Annotated in this window: 13 protein-coding genes; 6 read left to right on the top strand and 7 right to left on the bottom strand. The window is 63.9% G+C overall.

Translation table 11 applies throughout. The features are described from left to right. A partial coding sequence (locus AC1DMG_RS12945; protein ID WP_477180593.1) for a substrate binding domain-containing protein occupies positions 1-493 on the top strand: 493 nt, incomplete at its 5' end. Between the two features lie 5 nt (positions 494-498). Here AC1DMG_RS12945 and AC1DMG_RS12950 read toward each other — a convergent pair. The 3 genes from AC1DMG_RS12950 to AC1DMG_RS12960 all read right to left on the bottom strand — a co-directional run bounded on the left by AC1DMG_RS12950 (position 499) and on the right by AC1DMG_RS12960 (position 4,838). Further along, positions 499-1,611 (bottom strand): calcium:cation antiporter, encoded by a 1,113-nt coding sequence (locus AC1DMG_RS12950; protein ID WP_441604523.1) that lies wholly within the window; start codon positions 1,609-1,611, stop codon positions 499-501. Positions 1,612-1,695: 84 nt separating this feature from the next. Then, positions 1,696-2,625: a DMT family transporter gene (locus tag AC1DMG_RS12955; protein WP_441604524.1), complete on the bottom strand. Its 930-nt coding sequence runs from the start codon at positions 2,623-2,625 to the stop codon at positions 1,696-1,698. 50 nt (positions 2,626-2,675) lie between these two features. Beyond that, positions 2,676-4,838, bottom strand: a complete 2,163-nt coding sequence (locus tag AC1DMG_RS12960; RefSeq protein ID WP_441604525.1) for an AsmA family protein — start codon at positions 4,836-4,838, stop codon at positions 2,676-2,678. 229 nt (positions 4,839-5,067) lie between these two features. On the opposite strand from AC1DMG_RS12960, the gene AC1DMG_RS12965 reads away from it, so the two are divergent. Further along, entirely contained in the window at positions 5,068-5,775 is a 708-nt protein-coding gene (locus tag AC1DMG_RS12965; RefSeq protein WP_477180594.1) for a DUF4349 domain-containing protein, read from the top strand. A 49-nt stretch (positions 5,776-5,824) separates the two neighbouring features. Here AC1DMG_RS12965 and AC1DMG_RS12970 read toward each other — a convergent pair whose 3' ends face one another. Beyond that, positions 5,825-6,760, bottom strand: coding sequence for a peptidylprolyl isomerase (locus AC1DMG_RS12970; RefSeq protein WP_441604527.1), 936 nt, complete (start codon positions 6,758-6,760; stop codon positions 5,825-5,827). A 194-nt stretch (positions 6,761-6,954) separates the two neighbouring features. On the opposite strand from AC1DMG_RS12970, the gene AC1DMG_RS12975 reads away from it, so the two are divergent. The 3 genes from AC1DMG_RS12975 (at position 6,955) to poxB (ending at position 12,223) form a co-directional block, all read left to right on the top strand. After that, positions 6,955-7,779: a ParB N-terminal domain-containing protein gene (locus tag AC1DMG_RS12975; protein WP_477180595.1), complete on the top strand. Its 825-nt coding sequence runs from the start codon at positions 6,955-6,957 to the stop codon at positions 7,777-7,779. Positions 7,780-8,020: 241 nt separating this feature from the next. After that, a complete protein-coding gene (locus AC1DMG_RS12980; RefSeq protein WP_441611088.1) occupies positions 8,021-10,351 on the top strand; it encodes an alpha-amylase family glycosyl hydrolase in 2,331 nt (776 codons plus the stop codon). 156 nt (positions 10,352-10,507) lie between these two features. Beyond that, positions 10,508-12,223: a ubiquinone-dependent pyruvate dehydrogenase gene (gene poxB, locus AC1DMG_RS12985; protein ID WP_441604645.1), complete on the top strand. Its 1,716-nt coding sequence runs from the start codon at positions 10,508-10,510 to the stop codon at positions 12,221-12,223. A gap of 6 nt (positions 12,224-12,229) precedes the next feature. Here poxB and AC1DMG_RS12990 read toward each other — a convergent pair whose 3' ends face one another. Together AC1DMG_RS12990 and AC1DMG_RS12995 are read right to left on the bottom strand one after the other, a co-directional pair. Further along, entirely contained in the window at positions 12,230-14,404 is a 2,175-nt protein-coding gene (locus AC1DMG_RS12990) for a PAS domain S-box protein (RefSeq protein ID WP_441604530.1), read from the bottom strand. A gap of 150 nt (positions 14,405-14,554) precedes the next feature. Beyond that, positions 14,555-15,385, bottom strand: coding sequence for an alpha/beta fold hydrolase (locus AC1DMG_RS12995; protein ID WP_441604531.1), 831 nt, complete (start codon positions 15,383-15,385; stop codon positions 14,555-14,557). Between the two features lie 399 nt (positions 15,386-15,784). Between AC1DMG_RS12995 and AC1DMG_RS13000 the strand changes: the two genes are divergently transcribed. Beyond that, the gene (locus tag AC1DMG_RS13000) at positions 15,785-16,024 is read left to right on the top strand and encodes a hypothetical protein (protein WP_441604532.1); all 240 of its coding nucleotides are present in this window, start codon (positions 15,785-15,787) and stop codon (positions 16,022-16,024) included. 186 nt (positions 16,025-16,210) lie between these two features. On the opposite strand, the gene AC1DMG_RS13005 is transcribed toward AC1DMG_RS13000, so the two are convergent. Then, positions 16,211-16,366: a hypothetical protein gene (locus tag AC1DMG_RS13005; RefSeq protein WP_441604533.1), complete on the bottom strand. Its 156-nt coding sequence runs from the start codon at positions 16,364-16,366 to the stop codon at positions 16,211-16,213. Positions 16,367-16,813 lie beyond the last annotated feature (447 nt).

Here is a 16,813-nt window from a genome sequence, read left to right on the forward strand (position 1 = left end):
CCTGATCGCCGAGCGTTTCGACCTGGCCATCCGCATGGGCTGGTTGCGCGATTCCAATCTGCGTTCCACCCGCCTGAGCACGTTTCGCCAGTTGATGGTCGCTGCGCCTGAGTATCTCGCGCGCTGCGGGCAGCCGCGTGTGATCACCGATCTCGCATCGCACGACTGGGTCGCGCTCACCCTGCTGGCCACGCCGCTGCGATGGACGTTCACCGCGCCCGACGGCACACGACGCACCGTGCGCATGCGCCAGCGCGTGCAAGCGAACAATGTGACGACCGCACATGCGCTGGTATGCCATGGTGCGGGCGTCAGCGTGCTGCCGGATTATCTGGTCACGGAAGATATCCGCCAGGGCCGGCTGGTCGTGCTGATGGCGCAATACAGCTTGCCGGTGTGTGGCATCTACGCGGTGTATCCCGGACGCCAGCCGCCGGCTAAGGTGCGCGCCTTCATCGACCACCTGCGCGCGACGCTCGCTGCTTCGGGCTGATGGCCTCAGACCTGGAACATGTAGAACAGATAGGCCACGAACAGGATCAGGTGCACGGCGCCTTGCAGCACGTTGGTGTGACCGCTGGAAAACGTCACCAGGCTCACCGTCAGCGTGAGCAGGAACAACACCAGGTCGGTGTGCTGCAGGCCAAGCTCGATGGGATGCGCGGTGAGCTGGCTGATGACGAGGATGGCCGGAATGGTGAGGCCGATGGTCGACAGTACCGAGCCCAGGAAGATGTTTACCGAGCGCTGCATATGGTTGCCGCGCGCGGCACGCACGGCGCCGATGCCTTCCGGCGTGGCGACCAGCACGGCCATTACCAGTCCGGCCAGCGCCGCCGGTTTGCCCAGCGTTTCCACGACGTAATCGATCGGGTGGGCGAGCTTTTCCGCCAGATACACCACGGGAACCATATAGGCCAGCAAGAGCAGCGCGTGAAAGGTGGTGCGTGTCGCGCCTCCTTGCATCTCAGAAGGGCTTTCGTCGTCGTCCTCCACGGCCGCGAAATAGGCACGGTGGCGACGGGTCTGCAGGCCGATGAACGCGATGTACAACCCGGCGCAGATCACCGCGAGGAAGACCTCTTGTGCCAAGGTGAGCGTCTTGTGCGGGTCGATGGTGTAGTTGGGCATCACCAGCGCCAGGATGCCCAATGGAATGACGACGGCCAGGTAGGCGTTCGCGCCCTGCAGGTTGTACTGCTGCTCGCGATGCCGCCAGCCACCGACCAGCAGCGACAGGCCGACCATGCCGTTGAGCACGATCATGGTGACGGCGAACAAGGTGTCGCGCGCGAGCGTGGGGTTGTTCGCCCCGTGCAGCATGATGGCGGTGATGCTGATCACTTCGATGGTGGTGATCGACAGCGTCAGCACCAAGGTGCCATAGGGTTCGCCCAGCTGTTCGCCCAGGTGTTCCGCGTGTCGCACCACGGCCAGGGCGGAACCCAGGATCACGGTGAACAGCCATCCAAAAATGACGGCGAGCCACAGCGGATGATCGAGCCCGTCCAGCAGTCGCGGACCAAAGAGCAGGAAGGCGAGGGCGGTGGCCGCACTGATGGCCAGGAACCACTCGCGCCGTACGATTCTAGGGAATCTGACCCGCGTCATCGCAAGCACCTCCCCGCAGCCGTGATCGACGCTGGGCGTCGTGCACGTTCACCCGGTGGCGTAAGTCACCGTAGCGACGGCGGCCTATTCAACCACATTGTGGCTTTCGGCCGTGCCCAGCAGTTCCGGCTGGGTGGTCGCCGTCTGTTTGCGCGTCAACAGCGGGTGAACGAATACGGCAGCCAGGATCACCGCGACGCCGACATAGAACCAGCCATCCAGTTGGCGTTGTTCACCCAGCAGAAGGATCGCCAATACGATGGCGTAGACCGGCTCCAGGTTGGTCACCATCTGCGTGCCGAAAGCGCTCATATGGCGCAAGGCCACCAGTGCCAGGGCGAACGGCAGCAACGTGCAGCCGAACGAGAGCACGGTGAGCAGGGTGGCGTCGTGCAGGCTGGGCCATACAAACGCAGGCCCGGAGTGCGGTAGCAGCGGAGCCAGCAACGTAAGGAATAACGTGCCGGTGCCCAGCTCGATGCAGGTAACGGTGAGCGGGTCGCCGTGTTCCACCATGCGTTTGTTGAAGGCGCTGAACAGCGCCACCAGCAGTGCGGAGAGTGCGCCCACGACGATGCCCATGCGCATGCCCATCGGCACGCCGCCCACGACCATCGCCACGCCGGGGACCACGGCGACGCCGATCAACAGCTCACGCGGGTCGAACTTGCGGCGGGCGATCCAGGGTTCCACCAGCGAAAGAAAGACCGGCCCCAGCGCGATGCAGGTGGCGCCGACCGAGGCATTGGCAAGCTTGATGGCGGCGTAGAAGGTCAGCCAGTGCAGAGACACCAGCACGCCGATACCGGCATAAGCCCAGCGCAGTCTCGCCGGCATGGCCATCAAGCCACGCCATACCCGTGGCACCAGCAACAGTGCGCCCGACACCAGCAGCATGCGCCACCACACCAGTTGCATGGCCGGCAGGGTGATCAGCTTGCCCAGGATGGCGGTGAAGCCCCAGAGCAGCACGCAGAAATGGATCTGCCAGCGGGCCTTGTTGACCGGTTGCATGCACGAATGTCGACGAAGAGGGAGTCCGGCATTCTAGCCTTGCGGCGCGATCATTGGTGCGTGGCGGCGGCCTTGGCCTTGTCCGGCAGCGGTGCGGTGCGCGCCTTGGATGCGCCGCGCATCTGCTCGAGCACGGTGGCGCAGGTATTGTCCTGCTCGCCCTTGCTGGTGGCGACCAGCGGCAGCAGCGCGGCGACCGGTGCGGCGAACACGGCCAGCGCCACGGCGCCGCCGCCACGCAGGATCAGCGGCCCCGGCTGCACGCCGACATCGGGATCCTTGAGCGTGCCCTTCACGTAAAGGGGCGAGCGCAGGGAGAGGATGCGCACGCCCTTCGATTCGGGCCGCACGTCGAGGTCGAGCTTTTCGTTGGCGAAGTTGACCGTGCCATTCACGCGGATGGTGGCGTCTTCCGTGTCGAACACGAACAGCTGGGTCTGGTACAAGCCGTTGGTGGCCGACAGATCCGATGCCGCGCAATTGATCTTCACCGTCTTGTCGCCGAACAGCTTGACGATCACGATGTTCGCCACATTGAGGCCGGCCGTTTCCAGCAACGCCTTGCTGATGGCGCCGTCGTTCATCAGCAGCTTCAGCTCGCCGGTGGAGGTGCCCATCAGTTCGCTCACCGAGTTGCCGCGCGCATTGAGCGCCGCGTCGCCATTGATCTCGCCAAAGCTGGTCTGCATCGGCGCGAACTTGGGGAACAGTTCCTTGAGCTTGAGGTGCCGCGCCTTGAGCTTGATGTCGCCCTTCATCGGGCTGGTGCTGCCGTCGAGGCGCAGGTTGCTGTCGATCTTGCCGCTGGCGAAATCGAAGCTCAGTGGACTGAGCGTCAGCACGCCGTTAGTCATCACGATGTGGGTCTGCAGCGCATCGATCGGCAGCGCCGTATCGCGCACGATCTTGGCCGCGCTGAACGTGACATCCGCATCCATCGCGCGCCAACGATCGGTGCGGAACGGCTCGACGGGCAACACCTTGTCGCTAGGTTGCGGTGTGGCGTCGCCGCGTTGATCTTTCTCTGCGTTGGAGTCCGCGCCGATCAAAGGAGCAAGGTCAGAGAAGCGCAGCAGCTGCGACTTCACCGTGCCGGTCAATGTCGGACGTGCACTGCCGGTGTCGAAGGCGAGATCGCCGGCCAGATCGCTGCCGCCCACCCGCCCGCGGAAATGATCGTAGGAGAAATGACTGGCGCCCTTTTTCAGGGTCGCGCGCAGATGGCCTTCGGTCGCATACGGCGGCGTGTCGGGCAGGGTGACGCCAATCAGCGGATACAGCTTGGCCATGCTGCTGCCGGAGAACCACAGGCGGATATTGAGCGCGGCCAGGTGCAGCGGGTCGGTGAGCGTGCCCACCATGGCGATATGCGTATCTCCCACATGCATGTCGGCCTGCAGCGGGAACGGCTGGTCGGTCTCCTGCAGCGCGAGCACGCCGCCGGTCTTGCCGTTGCCGTCGACCGCGGCGCCCTGGTATTTGCCCTGGGCCTGGAACGCAAACTGGTAGGTGGCGCTGGTGTGGCCCGGTTGGTTTTCCTGTGTGCCCGCATCCTTCTCAAGCGTGGTCTTCGCATTGGCGCCGACGGTCTTGCTGGCCTGCTCGCGTGCATCGGCCGATTGCTGCGAGACGATGTCGCCATAGGGGATGGCGCGCTGCAAGGCCTCCATGGTGATCTGCAGATCGGCCTTGTTGATCGCATCGTTCAGCATGATATGACCGCGGTCAAAACCGATCGCATGCAGATCGAGTTTCCATGCCGAGGGCGTGGTGTTGTTGGTGAACGCAAACTCCCAGTTCGCCTGCCCTTGCGCATTGCGCTCCAGGTCGATGGCGGGCTGGGTGAGATAGAGCACCGGGATTTCCACCCGATGCACGATCAGCGGCAGCGGCGAAATGCGGAAGCGCAAGGCATCGAGCTGTGCAAAATGCGGTTGCTCGGTCCAGTCGGGATTGCCGATGCTGATGTTCTGCGCGATGAACTCCGGCCACGGCACCCAGCCTTCGATGCCGCTGGCGCGCTCTTCGCGTCGCCAGCGCACGCTCAGATCGCCATTGATGGCGAACGGCCGCCCCAAGGTTTCGCTGGCACGCGCATTGATGGTGGGCTTGAGACGATTCCAGTCGAACGTGGCGATCACGATCAACAACACCACGATCAGCGCCAGGCAGACGCCGATGATCCATGCCACTATTTTCCAACCCCGCCGCATGCCTTGCTCCCGTKAGGGTCTGCGGCCATCCTGCCGGTGCGAGGGGTGAAGAGCGCGTCGTCTTTGGGTATAGGGCCGCGGCAATGTTCACGCAGCATGGCGCTGAACGCTGCCGACGCGCGGGATCAGAAACGTCGACTAACAGGGGAAAGGCATGCGCATGTTGGAACGAGCAGTGCTGTTGGCAGCGCTTGTGGTGGTAGCAGCCGGATGTTCGAAGAAGCAGGAAGTGGCACCGTTACCTGTGCCAGGCGAAACGGCCAGCGGTGGGGCCAAGCTTGCGTATGAGCACCACCTGCGCATCACCTTGCCTGAAGCAGAGATTCCAGCGCGCATGGCCGCCGTGCGAAAGGCGTGTGAGTCGGCACAGTTTGGCGCATGCAATGTGTTGCGCATCGAGCAGGGCGAAAACAGCGCGATGTTGACGCTGCGCGTGGTGCCGTCCGGCGTGGAGCCGCTGACCGGCATGGCCAGCAAGGATGGGACGGTGGCGTGGCGGCAAACCCGCGCTGAAGACCTGGCGGACGCGGTGAATGACAACGAGCAGAAGCTGCAGCAGCTGGAAGCTTATTCAGCGCAGATGGAACAGCTGGCGCAACGCAAGGACCTGGCCACCAGCGACCTCATTGCGCTGGGCCATGAACGCGCTCAGATCCAGGTGCAGCGCGAAAGCCTTCAGAACACGGCCGCGCAACAACAGCGGCGTCTCGACACCAATCTGCTACAGCTGGATTTCGCCGATAAGAGTCGCGGCCACCGGCTTGGTGTGTCGCTCGGCGAATGGATGGACCAACTATACGACGGCATTCGCGACGCCTTGTCGATGCTTGCCTATGGCATCCCGTTCCTGTTGCTGGCGTTCCCGCTGGCGTTGGGATGGCGCTGGATCTGGCGCCGCGTAACGCGCAAGTCCCGCCTGCGCGAAGCGCCCCCGTAGTAGCTGAAACCAGGACGTTGCCGCCAGGGAGCGGCAACGTCTGACTTGATCAGTGCGCCGGCTTGGCGTCGCGCACGGGAATGCTCACGCTGCACAGGTCCACCTTGTGCACCGGCAATCGATAGAAGTCGTCCAGGCGATTGCGCTTGGCATCCACCAAAGCCGCGAAGGTGGCGCTGTCGGTGCGCAGCACTTCCACGTGGGGGCGCTGGTCAGCGGGAAGATCGGCGGCGAGGCGCACGGAGGGGATCGCCACGCGTTGTTCGGCCTTTTCATAGAAGCCCAGCGGGCCGGTACCGCGCGGCAGGCCCGAGAGGTATTCCACGCCTTGCAGCACGCGGCCGACTACGGCGATGTTGCGATCGAGTGCGCGCGGCGACTGGCCGATCACGGCATAAAGCTCGCTGCCGCTGCCGGTTTCAGGATCGATGTCGCGGCCCACGCCCACCATGCCGTAGCAATGGGTCAGCCACTCTTGCTGGCTGGCCTTGTCGCGCGCTACCGGGAACCCTTCGGAGAAGCCGACTTCCGCTGCGTAGAAATCGCCGTCCTTCAACGCGGTAAACGGGAGCTTGGCGTCGTAAGGGCGGGTGTATTCCGGCGGCAGCCGGTCCTTGGCCGAGCCCAGGGATTTGAGCTTGCTCTTGTCGCCCTCATCGTCACTGGCCGGGTCGCCCCACTGGGTGACGAAGTTGTCGTGCACCCGCACGATGGCGAGGCCGTCGTAATAGTGCTCGTGCGCCATGGTGCGGATATTGGCCACATGCAGCGGCGCAAAATCGGGAGCCAGCTCGATCAGCACGCGCCCCTGCGGCAGTTGCATGACCAGCAGGTTCTGCGGGTCGGGCGTGCGCCACTCCTGCGCCTGCGACTTGGCCAGCAGTTCCTTCGGCGAGGGCGTATGGGCAGGCTTCGCTTCGTCGGCCGCCACGGTGGCGGACAGCGAGACAGCGAGCGCAAGGGCAAGGCATTGGCGCAGCAGCATGGAATCCCCCTCGTCGGAAAGCCAGCAAGGTAGCAGAGCTGTCCTGGCGCCTCCATGCCCATCCCTGTGGGAGCGCACCCTGTGCGCGACGGCCTTACCAGTGCCTGCGCACGTTCCGCCGCCCCGCGCAAGCCGCGAAACCAGCGCGCAGGTTCTCTACAATGCCGCCCCTTTGCCCGCCGCAGCACGCTCCCATGGACATCGTCGTCAACGAAGAACTCAAGGCCTATATCGACCCGCTCACCCCGGACGAATACGAGGCGCTGGAACGCAGCCTGCTCGCGGAGGGTTGCCGCGACTCGCTGGTGCTATGGGGCGATGTCCTGGTCGACGGCCACAACCGCTACGGCATCTGCCGCAAGCACGACCTGCCGTTCAACACGGTGCAGAACACGCGCTTCCAGTCKATGGAMGAYGTGCACCTGTGGATGATCGAGCAGCACCTTGGACGTCGCAGCGTGTCCGATTTCCAGCGCGGCGTGCTGGCACTGCGCAAGCGCGAGATCCTGCAGGAGCGTCGCACGCGCACCAAGCCGGCGGAGCAGGAAACCGCACCGGCTGCCGACGAGGTGCCGCCGTCCCCGGCGGCCGACGTGGCCGAATCGCCCGCCAAGTCCGAGCCGCTGCCCAGCCGCCAGGCCATCGCGCGCGAGGCGAGGCTGAGCAACAACCAGGTGGTGATGATCGAAAAGATCCAGAAGCAGGCTGCACCGGAAGTGGTGGCGGCGGTGAAATCCGGCGTGTTGTCGATCAATGCGGCCGCGGCCGTGGCGACCTTGCCGGAGGACGAGCAGCGCGCCGCTGCCAGCGCCGGCGACGACGAACTCAAGCAGGCGGCCAAGCGCGTGCGCGAGGCCAAGCGCAAGCCCAAGCCGGTGGTGGAAGCAGGCGAGGGCGAGGATTTGCCGACCCTGCAGCGTCGCGTTGCCGAGCTCAAGGCCGAAGTGGCGGAGCTCAAGGCCGACAACGAAGCGCTGCGCGAACAGCTCGCCCGATGGGAACGTTCCGCCAGCGAGTGACGTTTTTGCGGACCCCGTTCGCAATGAATACGTATGCAGCCGCTGGTTGCTGCACTGCGATGCTTTCTAGGATGCGACGCACTGCCGCCCGAAAGGCGGTTGCGCGAGGGGAGTGCGCGCGACCGCGCTGAAGTTGCGAACGACAGTGGTGTTCGCTAGGCCGCCAGCCGTGGCAGGGAGTGCCCCATGGCGTTGCTGCTGTTCGACCTGATCGTCAACGAAGCAGGATGGAGGCTCACCCATGAAGTGCTCGAAAATCCTCGCCGCGCTGCTGGCCTGCGCGGCGCTCGCCGGCGTGCCCGCTGCAACGACCCACGCGGCTATCAACAGCATGAGTCTTGGCGCCAGTTACAACGCGCAAAAGACCAGCATCACCTTTCGCGTCTACTCGTCCAGCGCCACGCGCATCGTGTTGTACCTGTATGCGAGCGGCTATGGCGCGCAGGAATCGGCTACTTACACACTAAGCTCCGTCGGCAGCGGCGTATGGGCGGTGACGGTGCCGGTGTCGTCGATCCAGGCGGCGGGCATCACCGGTTCGGTGTACTACGGATACCGCGCCTGGGGACCGAACTGGCCGTATAGCAGCAGTTGGGGCAAGGGCTCGCAGGTGGGCTTCGTTTCCGATGTCGACGCCAGTGGCAATCGTTTCAATCCCAACAAGCTGCTGCTCGATCCCTATGCACAGGAAGTGAGCCAGGATCCGCTCAACCCGTCGAACCAGAACGGCAACGTGTTCGCCTCTGGCGCCAGCTATCGCACGACGGACAGCGGCATCTACGCGCCCAAGGGCGTTGTATTGGCGCCGAGCACGCAAGGCACCGGCACCAAGCCCACGCGTGCGCAGAAGGACGACGTGATCTACGAAGTGCACGTGCGCGGCTTCACCGAACAGGACACGTCGATTCCCGCGCAGTATCGCGGCACCTATTACGGGGCGGGGCTGAAGGCGAGTTATCTGGCCAGCCTCGGCGTCACCGCGGTGGAATTCCTGCCCGTGCAGGAAACGCAGAACGACGCCAACGATGTGGTGCCCAACTCGGATGCCAACCAGAACTACTGGGGCTACATGACCGAGAACTATTTTTCGCCGGACCGACGCTACGCCTATAACAAGGCGCCCGGCGGCCCCACGGCGGAATTTCAGGCGATGGTGCAGGCCTTCCACAATGCCGGCATCAAGGTGTACATGGACGTGGTCTACAACCATACGGCCGAGGGCGGCACGTGGACCAGCAACGACCCGACCACGGCAACGATCGAATCGTGGCGTGGCCTGGATAACGCCACTTATTACGAGCTGACCTCCGGCAACCAATATTTCTACGACAACACCGGCATTGGCGCCAACTACAACACGTACAACACGGTGGCGCAGAACCTGATCGTGGATTCGCTGGCTTATTGGGCGAACACCATGGGCGTGGACGGCTTCCGCTTCGATCTTGCTTCCGTGCTGGGCAATAGTTGCCTCAACGGTGCGTACACCTCGGCGGCGCCCAATTGCCCGAGCGGCGGATACAACTTCGATGCAGCCGATTCCAATGTGGCGATCAACCGTATCCTGCGCGAATTCAGCGTGCGCCCGGCCACGGGTGGCAGCGGCCTGGACCTGTTTGCCGAGCCTTGGGCGATCGGTGGCAATTCGTATCAGCTAGGCGGCTTTCCGCAAGGATGGTCCGAGTGGAACGGCGTGTTCCGCGACAGCCTGCGCCAGGCGCAGAACGAACTGGGCAGCATGACCATCCATATCACGCAGGATGCGAACGACTTCTCCGGTTCGTCCAACCTGTTCCAGGCCAATGGACGTTCGCCGTGGAACTCGGTGAACTTTATCGACGTGCATGACGGCATGACGCTGAAGGACGTCTATTCGTGCAACGGCGCGAGCAACAGCCAGGCATGGCCTTACGGCCCATCCGACGGTGGCACCAGCACGAACTACAGCTGGGACCAGGGCATGTCGGCCGGCACCGGTACGGCGCTGGACCAGCGTCGTGCCGCGCGCACCGGTATGGCGTTCGAAATGCTCTCGGCGGGCACGCCGCTGATGCAGGGTGGCGATGAATACCTGCGCACGCTCCAGTGCAACAACAACGCCTACAACCTGGACTCCAGCGCGAACTGGCTCACCAACAGCTGGACCACGGATCAGAGCAATTTCTACACGTTTGCACAGCGCCTGATCGCGTTCCGCAAGGCGCATCCGGCCCTGCGCCCGGCCAGCTGGTATTCCGCCAGCCAGGTGGTCTGGTACCAGTCCAGCGGTGCGACGGCAGACACCAACTATTGGAACAACACCAGCAACTACGCGCTTGCATACACCATCAATGGTCCGGCGCTGGGCGACAGCAACTCCATGTATATCGCCTACAACGGCTGGTCGGGCAGCGTCACCTTCACGCTGCCAGCGCCGCCCTCGGGCACGCAGTGGTATCGCGTCACCGACACCTGCAACTGGAACGATGGCGCCAATACCTTCGTATCACCCGGCAACGAAGCCTTGATTGGTGGCGCCGGAACAACCTACGGGCAGTGCGGGCAGTCCTTGCTGTTGTTGATCTCCAAGTAGTTCGCAAGCTTGCCTCCGCACGACCCACGCAGGTCGTGCGGAGGCGCGCGAGGCTGACATGGTTGTCACGCCGCCGACGCGATACTCGCTGGACCCGTCATGCCGTCTCTGGCGCGGGCCTTCCATCGAAGAGGTCGAGTTATGGCGCGTACGAAAGTGGCTGATGTCATCACCGAAACCCTGCACGTCGCCGGCGTGCGACGCATCTACGGCGTGGTGGGCGACAGTCTCAACGGCATCACGGAATCCTTGCGACAGCGCGGCGACATCGACTGGATCCATATGCGCCACGAGGAGGCCGCGGCTTTCGCCGCCGGCGCCGAGGCGCATCTGACGGGAGATCTTGCGGTTTGCGCAGGTAGCTGCGGCCCCGGCAATCTGCATTTGATCAATGGCCTGTTCGACTGCCATCGCTCGCGCGTGCCGGTGCTGGCGATTGCGGCGCAGATTCCCAGCGCGGAAATCGGCCGCGGCTATTTCCAGGAGACTCATCCGGAATCGCTGTTTCGCGAGTGCAGCCACTACTGCGAATTGGTATCCACGCCCGAGCAATTGCCCGCCGTGCTGGAAAGCGCGATGCGCGCGGCCATCGGCAAGCGCGGCGTGGCGGTGGTTGTCATTCCCGGCGACGTGGCCTTGCTTGAACTGGATGCCAAACCGTCGGCCGGTTCATCCATCGCGCTGCGTCCGCCCGTGGTGCGTCCGGCGCAACAAGATATCGATGCACTGGCGCAACTGCTCAACAGCGGCAAGGACATCACCTTGCTGTGCGGTCGCGGCTGCGCAGGCGCGCATGACGCCGTGGTAAAGCTGGCAGAGACCCTGCAGGCACCCATCGTGCACGCGTTTGGCGGCAAGGAATACCTGGAATACGACAACCCGTACGACGTGGGCATGACCGGCCTGATCGGATTCAGTTCCGGCTATTACGCCATGTTGAACTGCGACACCTTGCTGATGCTGGGCACGGGATTCCCGTATCGGCAGTTCTATCCCACCGACGCGAAGATTGCACAGGTGGATCTTCGCCCGGACAGTCTTGGTCAGCACGCGCGCCTGGACCTGGGCATGGTGGGCGATGTGGCGGCCACCATCGAGGCCTTGCTGCCGCAACTGAAGGCGAAGCAGGACAAGGCCCATCTCAACGCTAGCGTGTCGCACTATCGCAAGGCGCGCGAGGGGTTGGACGAACTGGCCACGGGCAAGCCCGGCCGCAAGCCGATCCATCCCCAATACCTCGCCAAGCTGCTGAGCGAGGCGGCGACGGACGATGCGGTATTCACCTTCGACGTAGGCACGCCATCGATCTGGGCGGCGCGCTATTTGAAGATGAATGGGCGACGTCGCCTGATTGGTTCGCTGGTGCACGGGTCGATGGCCAACGCGATGCCGCAGGCCATTGGCGCGCAGGCGGCCTATCCGGGCAGGCAGGTGATCAGCCTTTCCGGCGACGGTGGCTTCTCCATGCTGATGGGCGACTTTCTCACTCTCGTGCAGCAGAAGCTGCCGGTGAAAATCGTGGTGTTCAACAACCACACGCTGGGCTTCGTGGCGCTGGAGATGAAGGCAGGCGGTTATCTGGAAACCGGCACGTCGCTGGTCAATCCCGACTTTGCCGCGATGGCTCGTGCCGTCGGCGTGCATGGCATACGCGTGGAAGATCCCGGCGATCTGCCCGCCGCGATCAAGGATATCCTCGCGCACGACGGCCCCGCCTTGCTCGATGTGGTGACCAATACGCAGGAGCTAGCCATGCCGCCCAGCATCAAGCTGGAACAGGCCAAGGGCTTTGGCTTGTGGGCGCTGCGCACGGTCATCAACGGACGGGGCGACGAATTGATTGAACTGGCCAAGACCAATCTGTTCCGCTGAGCGGACTCAGCGCCCCTGGTAGCCGCGGTCGCGCCGCACGCGATACAACTGGCTGTCTGCGCTGGCCAGCGCGGCATCCAGCGGCATGCCGCCGATGCGTATGGCGTAGCCCATGGTGAAGCGGTTGGGCGCGCTGGCGCGCGCCGCTTCCAGTCGCCGCACGATGGCCAGCGTTTCCTGCTCGCCGGCGTGCGGCAGCAACACCAGGAATTCATCGCCGCCGGAGCGGATCACGATATCGTCGGGACGCACGTGCATGGTGAGGAAGTGGCCCATGGCCACCAGCACTTCGTCGCCGCGCTGGTGGCCATGCGTATCGTTGACCGACTTGAACCCTTCCAGATCGATCACGATGCAGCCCCAGCGATCGTTGTGTCCAAGCTGCTCGGAAACCTGGCCAAGGTAGCGTCGGTTGAACAAGCCAGTGAGTGAATCGCGCACGCTCCATTCGCGCAGCTGGCTTTCATGGCGCATGCGTTCGGTCACGTCCAGCGCGTGGCCGAGCACATAGGGTTCCTCGTCCTCGGTATCCAGCGAATTGTGGAACTGCCAGACCAGGTTGCGACCGTCCTTGGCCTTGATCTGCAACAGGCCGTGCGCAACGCCTTCGCCGGTGACGCGGCGCAGGTACGCATCGAAACTGCCGTGCAGCGAAGGATCGATCAGCTCCTTGAACGGACGTCCCAACAGTTCGCCGATCGAATAGCCCAGCGACTGCGCCGCCGCCGGATTCACCGAAAGAATGGTGCCGTGGAGGTCATGCGTGCAGATCAGGCCCAGGCTTTCCTCGAACAGTTTGCGGAAGCGGCGTTCGCTGCGCTGAACCGATTCCACCGCCTGCTTGCGCGCCGTGATGTCCTGGATCGCGCCAATGAGCAGGCACGGCCTGCCATGCTCGAACTCGACCGCGCCGGCGGCGCGAACCCAGATGTGGCGTCCCTTCGCGGTGATCATCGGCAGTTCGAGATCCCAGCCCTTGCCGTCTTCGGCGCCCCTGGCCACGGCCTGCTGAATTTGCTCGCGCGCTTCGGGAGCGTAGTAGTGGATCGCTTCGCCAAGCGTGGGGATATGGCCTGCCGGCAGATCATGGATGGCGCAGGTCTGATCCGACCAGGTGAGTTGATGGGTCGCCAGATCCAGCTGCCAGCCGCCCACGCCGGCGACGCGTCCCGATCGATCGAGGAAGGCCTCGCTTTCATGCAGGCGACGCTCCATGCGCTTGCGCTCGGAAACATCGACCAGCGTCCCGTAGATCCATAGCGCTTTGCCCTCGTCGGTGCGGCTGATCACACGGCCGCGCAGCAGGCCCCACAACCAGTGGCCATCCTTATGGCGCAGACGTGCTTCGCTCTCGAACAGCGAGCGCTCGCCCCGCAGATGTTCCTGCAGGCACTGGTCCATTTGCGGCAAGTCGTCGGGATGGGTGAGGCGGCGTTGCGCGCCCTGGATGATGCCGCCTTCGTCCGCCCGCACATCGCGCCATACGCTGGAGGAGAGCAGGTCCAGATCTTCCAGCGCATAACCGAGAATGCTGGCCCACTGTTCGTTGAAGCGCATCTCGCCGGTCTGCACGTTCCATTCCCAGGTGCCCGCCTGCGAGGCATCGAGGATGGCTGCCAGGCGCGTGCGGTCTTCCATCAACAGGCGATGCAGCAAGGCCTCGCGGTGCAGGGACTCGCTGTGTTCGAGCGCGGCCTTGCGTTGTTCCAGGGCCTCGGCAGCGGCGATCGCCAGCTCCTGCAGGATGGCCGCGTGCTCGCTGGACAAACGTCGCGGCTGGCGATCGATCACGCACAGCGCACCCATGCGCAGGCCATCATTGAGCGTGATCGGCGCGCCGGCATAGAAACGGATATGCGGGTCGCCAGTGACCAGGGGATTGTCGGCGAAGCGCGGATCTTCGGTCGCATCGGGCACGACGAATGGCTGATCGCCAAGTATGGTGTACGAACAGAAGGCCACGGCACGCGAGGTTTCGCGGGTGCCCTCCAGGCCCACGTTGGACTTGAACCACTGCCGCTGATCGTCCACCAGGGTCATCAGCGCGATAGGGGCGCCGGTGAGCAGGGAGGCGGCCTTGGTCAGGGCATCGAACAGGGGCTCCGCTTCCGTGTCGAGTACGCCCAGCGAAAGCAGGCGCTCGAGCCGTCGTCCTTCGTCGGTGGATAGCGGAGCCGACACGGCCATAAAACCCCCGGGCATTCGTGTGCGCCAGACTATCCGCCGGTATTTGTGAGCACGCTGTGGTTGCGGTCACAGGGCGTGCCGCGGGCGGTGCTTCAGCTGCGATGAAAGCAGCCCCCGCGCCGGGCGCAGGGGCTGCGGGGTGCATCAGCTCTTGAAGAACTCGAGCAGGTCCTTGTTGATCACGTCATGATGGATGGTGAATGCGCCATGCGGGTAGCCCGGATAAATCTTCAGCGTGGCGTTCTTGAGCAGCTTGGCCGACAGCAGGGCCGCGTCCTTGTACGGCACGACTTGATCGTCGTCGCCGTGCAAGACCAGGGCGGGCTTGTCGATTTTCTTGAGGTCTTCGGTGAAATCGGTTTCGGAGAAGGCCTTGATGCAGTCGTAGTGGGCCTTGGTGCCGCCCATCATGCCCTGGCGCCACCAGTTGTCGATGGTGCCCTGCACGGGCTTGGCGCCCGGACGGTTGAAACCGTAGAACGGCCCTGAGGCGACATCCACGTAGAACTGCGCGCGGTTGGCCGCGAGTGCCTCGCGAAAACCGTCGAACACTTCCAGCGGCAAGCCATCGGGGTTGTCCTTGGTCTTGAGCATGAGCGGCGGCACGGCGCTGATCAGCACGATCTTGGCCGTGCGCTTGAGGCCGTGATTGGCCACGTAATGAACGACTTCGCCACCGCCAGTGGAGTGACCCACGTGGATGGCGTCGTGCAGATCGAGTTTCTCGGTGAGCGCGGCCAGGTCGGCCGCGTAGTGGTCCATGTCGTTGCCGTCTTCGGTCTGCGTGGATCGACCATGGCCGCGACGGTCATGCGCGATGACGCGATAGCCATGACTGAGGAAGAACAACATCTGTGCATCCCAGTCGTCTGCCGACAGCGGCCAGCCATGGCTGAAAACGATGGGCTGGCCCTTGCCCCAATCCTTGTAATAAATCTCGACGCCGTCTTTGGTGGTGATCGTACTGCTGCCCATGTGCTTGCACCTGTTGGTTGAGTTGCGCGTGACTTAAGACCTGGCGTCGACGACGCCAGTTGAGGAGTGGAGCGATAAGCGGTGATGGCGAATGCAGCCGCGCACGACGACGTGGAAACGTGACCGTTTCCCGTACTCGTTGACCCCTGTGGCTGGCGTGGCATCCGAACCGGGCGCGGGGAGCCGCCAATGCCGGGCAGGTGATTGGCTGGGGATCCCAGCGTTGCGTCACAGCGCCGGTCGCACGACACGCCGAAAAAGAGTCCACTTTTGCGAGTGAAGTGGACGTCAAGCGGGTGGCTCGTCGTTGCCAGTCGCAAGGCTCGCCGCGAGCGCTGCGAAATGGACGAGAAAGGGACCGGTGCAACCGTAGCCACTTTCGACCGAGGGCCCAAGATCGTGCGTTACTCCAAAGAGCAATGGGCAACGATGTTTGCCGCGCTGGATGAGGAACTCAACGGATTGGCAAGGCGCGATGCGCCGGAAGAGGACTTGTGGGCAGCATTCGAGCAGCTGGTCCAGGTGCCGTCATCATCGATCGATCGCGGGGATAGCCGATGGTGGTGGGAGCAGGTCTACGCCGCGATGGAACGTCACGGACTGACCGAACTCAGCCGGCAGGCCTCCGCCGCGGGCTGAAGCCCTCGACGATGCAGCGACGGATGGGCGATGCCGCGCGTGCAGGCATCGGGTGCGGCCTTCAGGTGCGGGTGCTGGCGCTGGTCGAGCCCCGGGATATCCCCGGGGCTAGCTGTCGGTGCGGATCTCGCTGATGGGATCGTTCGAGCGTGCGACGGCAAGCGACGCGGTGCGCAAGCGAGTGACTCAACCGGCCGGCTGTGCCGTGGTGGCCACCGGAGCCGCGCTGGCGACAGCGGCGTTGGTATAGGTCGGGGCGGCGATCATCGCACCCAGGGTCAACACGCAGACCAGCATGCAGGCGGCGAACAGGCTGTGCAGCATCAGGTTTTCGAATTTCATGGTCGTTCTCCTTCACGGGGGTTGTCGGGTGGCTCTTACTGGGCCTTTCACTGGATATATGGCAAGCCCCGTGCCAACCTCGCACATCGCTGGCATCCCGCATTCCCAAGCCATTTGTGCGCATCGCTACGTTGGATCGTCAGTGTCCGCGGACGGTGTCCGGACAAGCACGGCGGACTGCGGACACGTACAGCGGACGCGCAAGACGTGCAGACCGTGTGAACGTCGGTGCTTTCGATTGGCGCAGCGACAGGCCGGGCGCGCAAATCCTTGTGCTAGCGTGCGCCATCTGTTTGCCGCGGCCGCGCACATCGTTGATGAGCGGCCATAGGCGTTACCGCATCAAGGAATACGCGTTGTGCCGCCGATAGCGCCCCTGATTTCCCGCGACCTGTTCGATATGCCGCCGACCGTGCGGTGGTTTTCGCACTGCAAGGATGGCCCCTT

This window comes from Dyella sp. 01N36 (genome assembly GCF_056399745.1).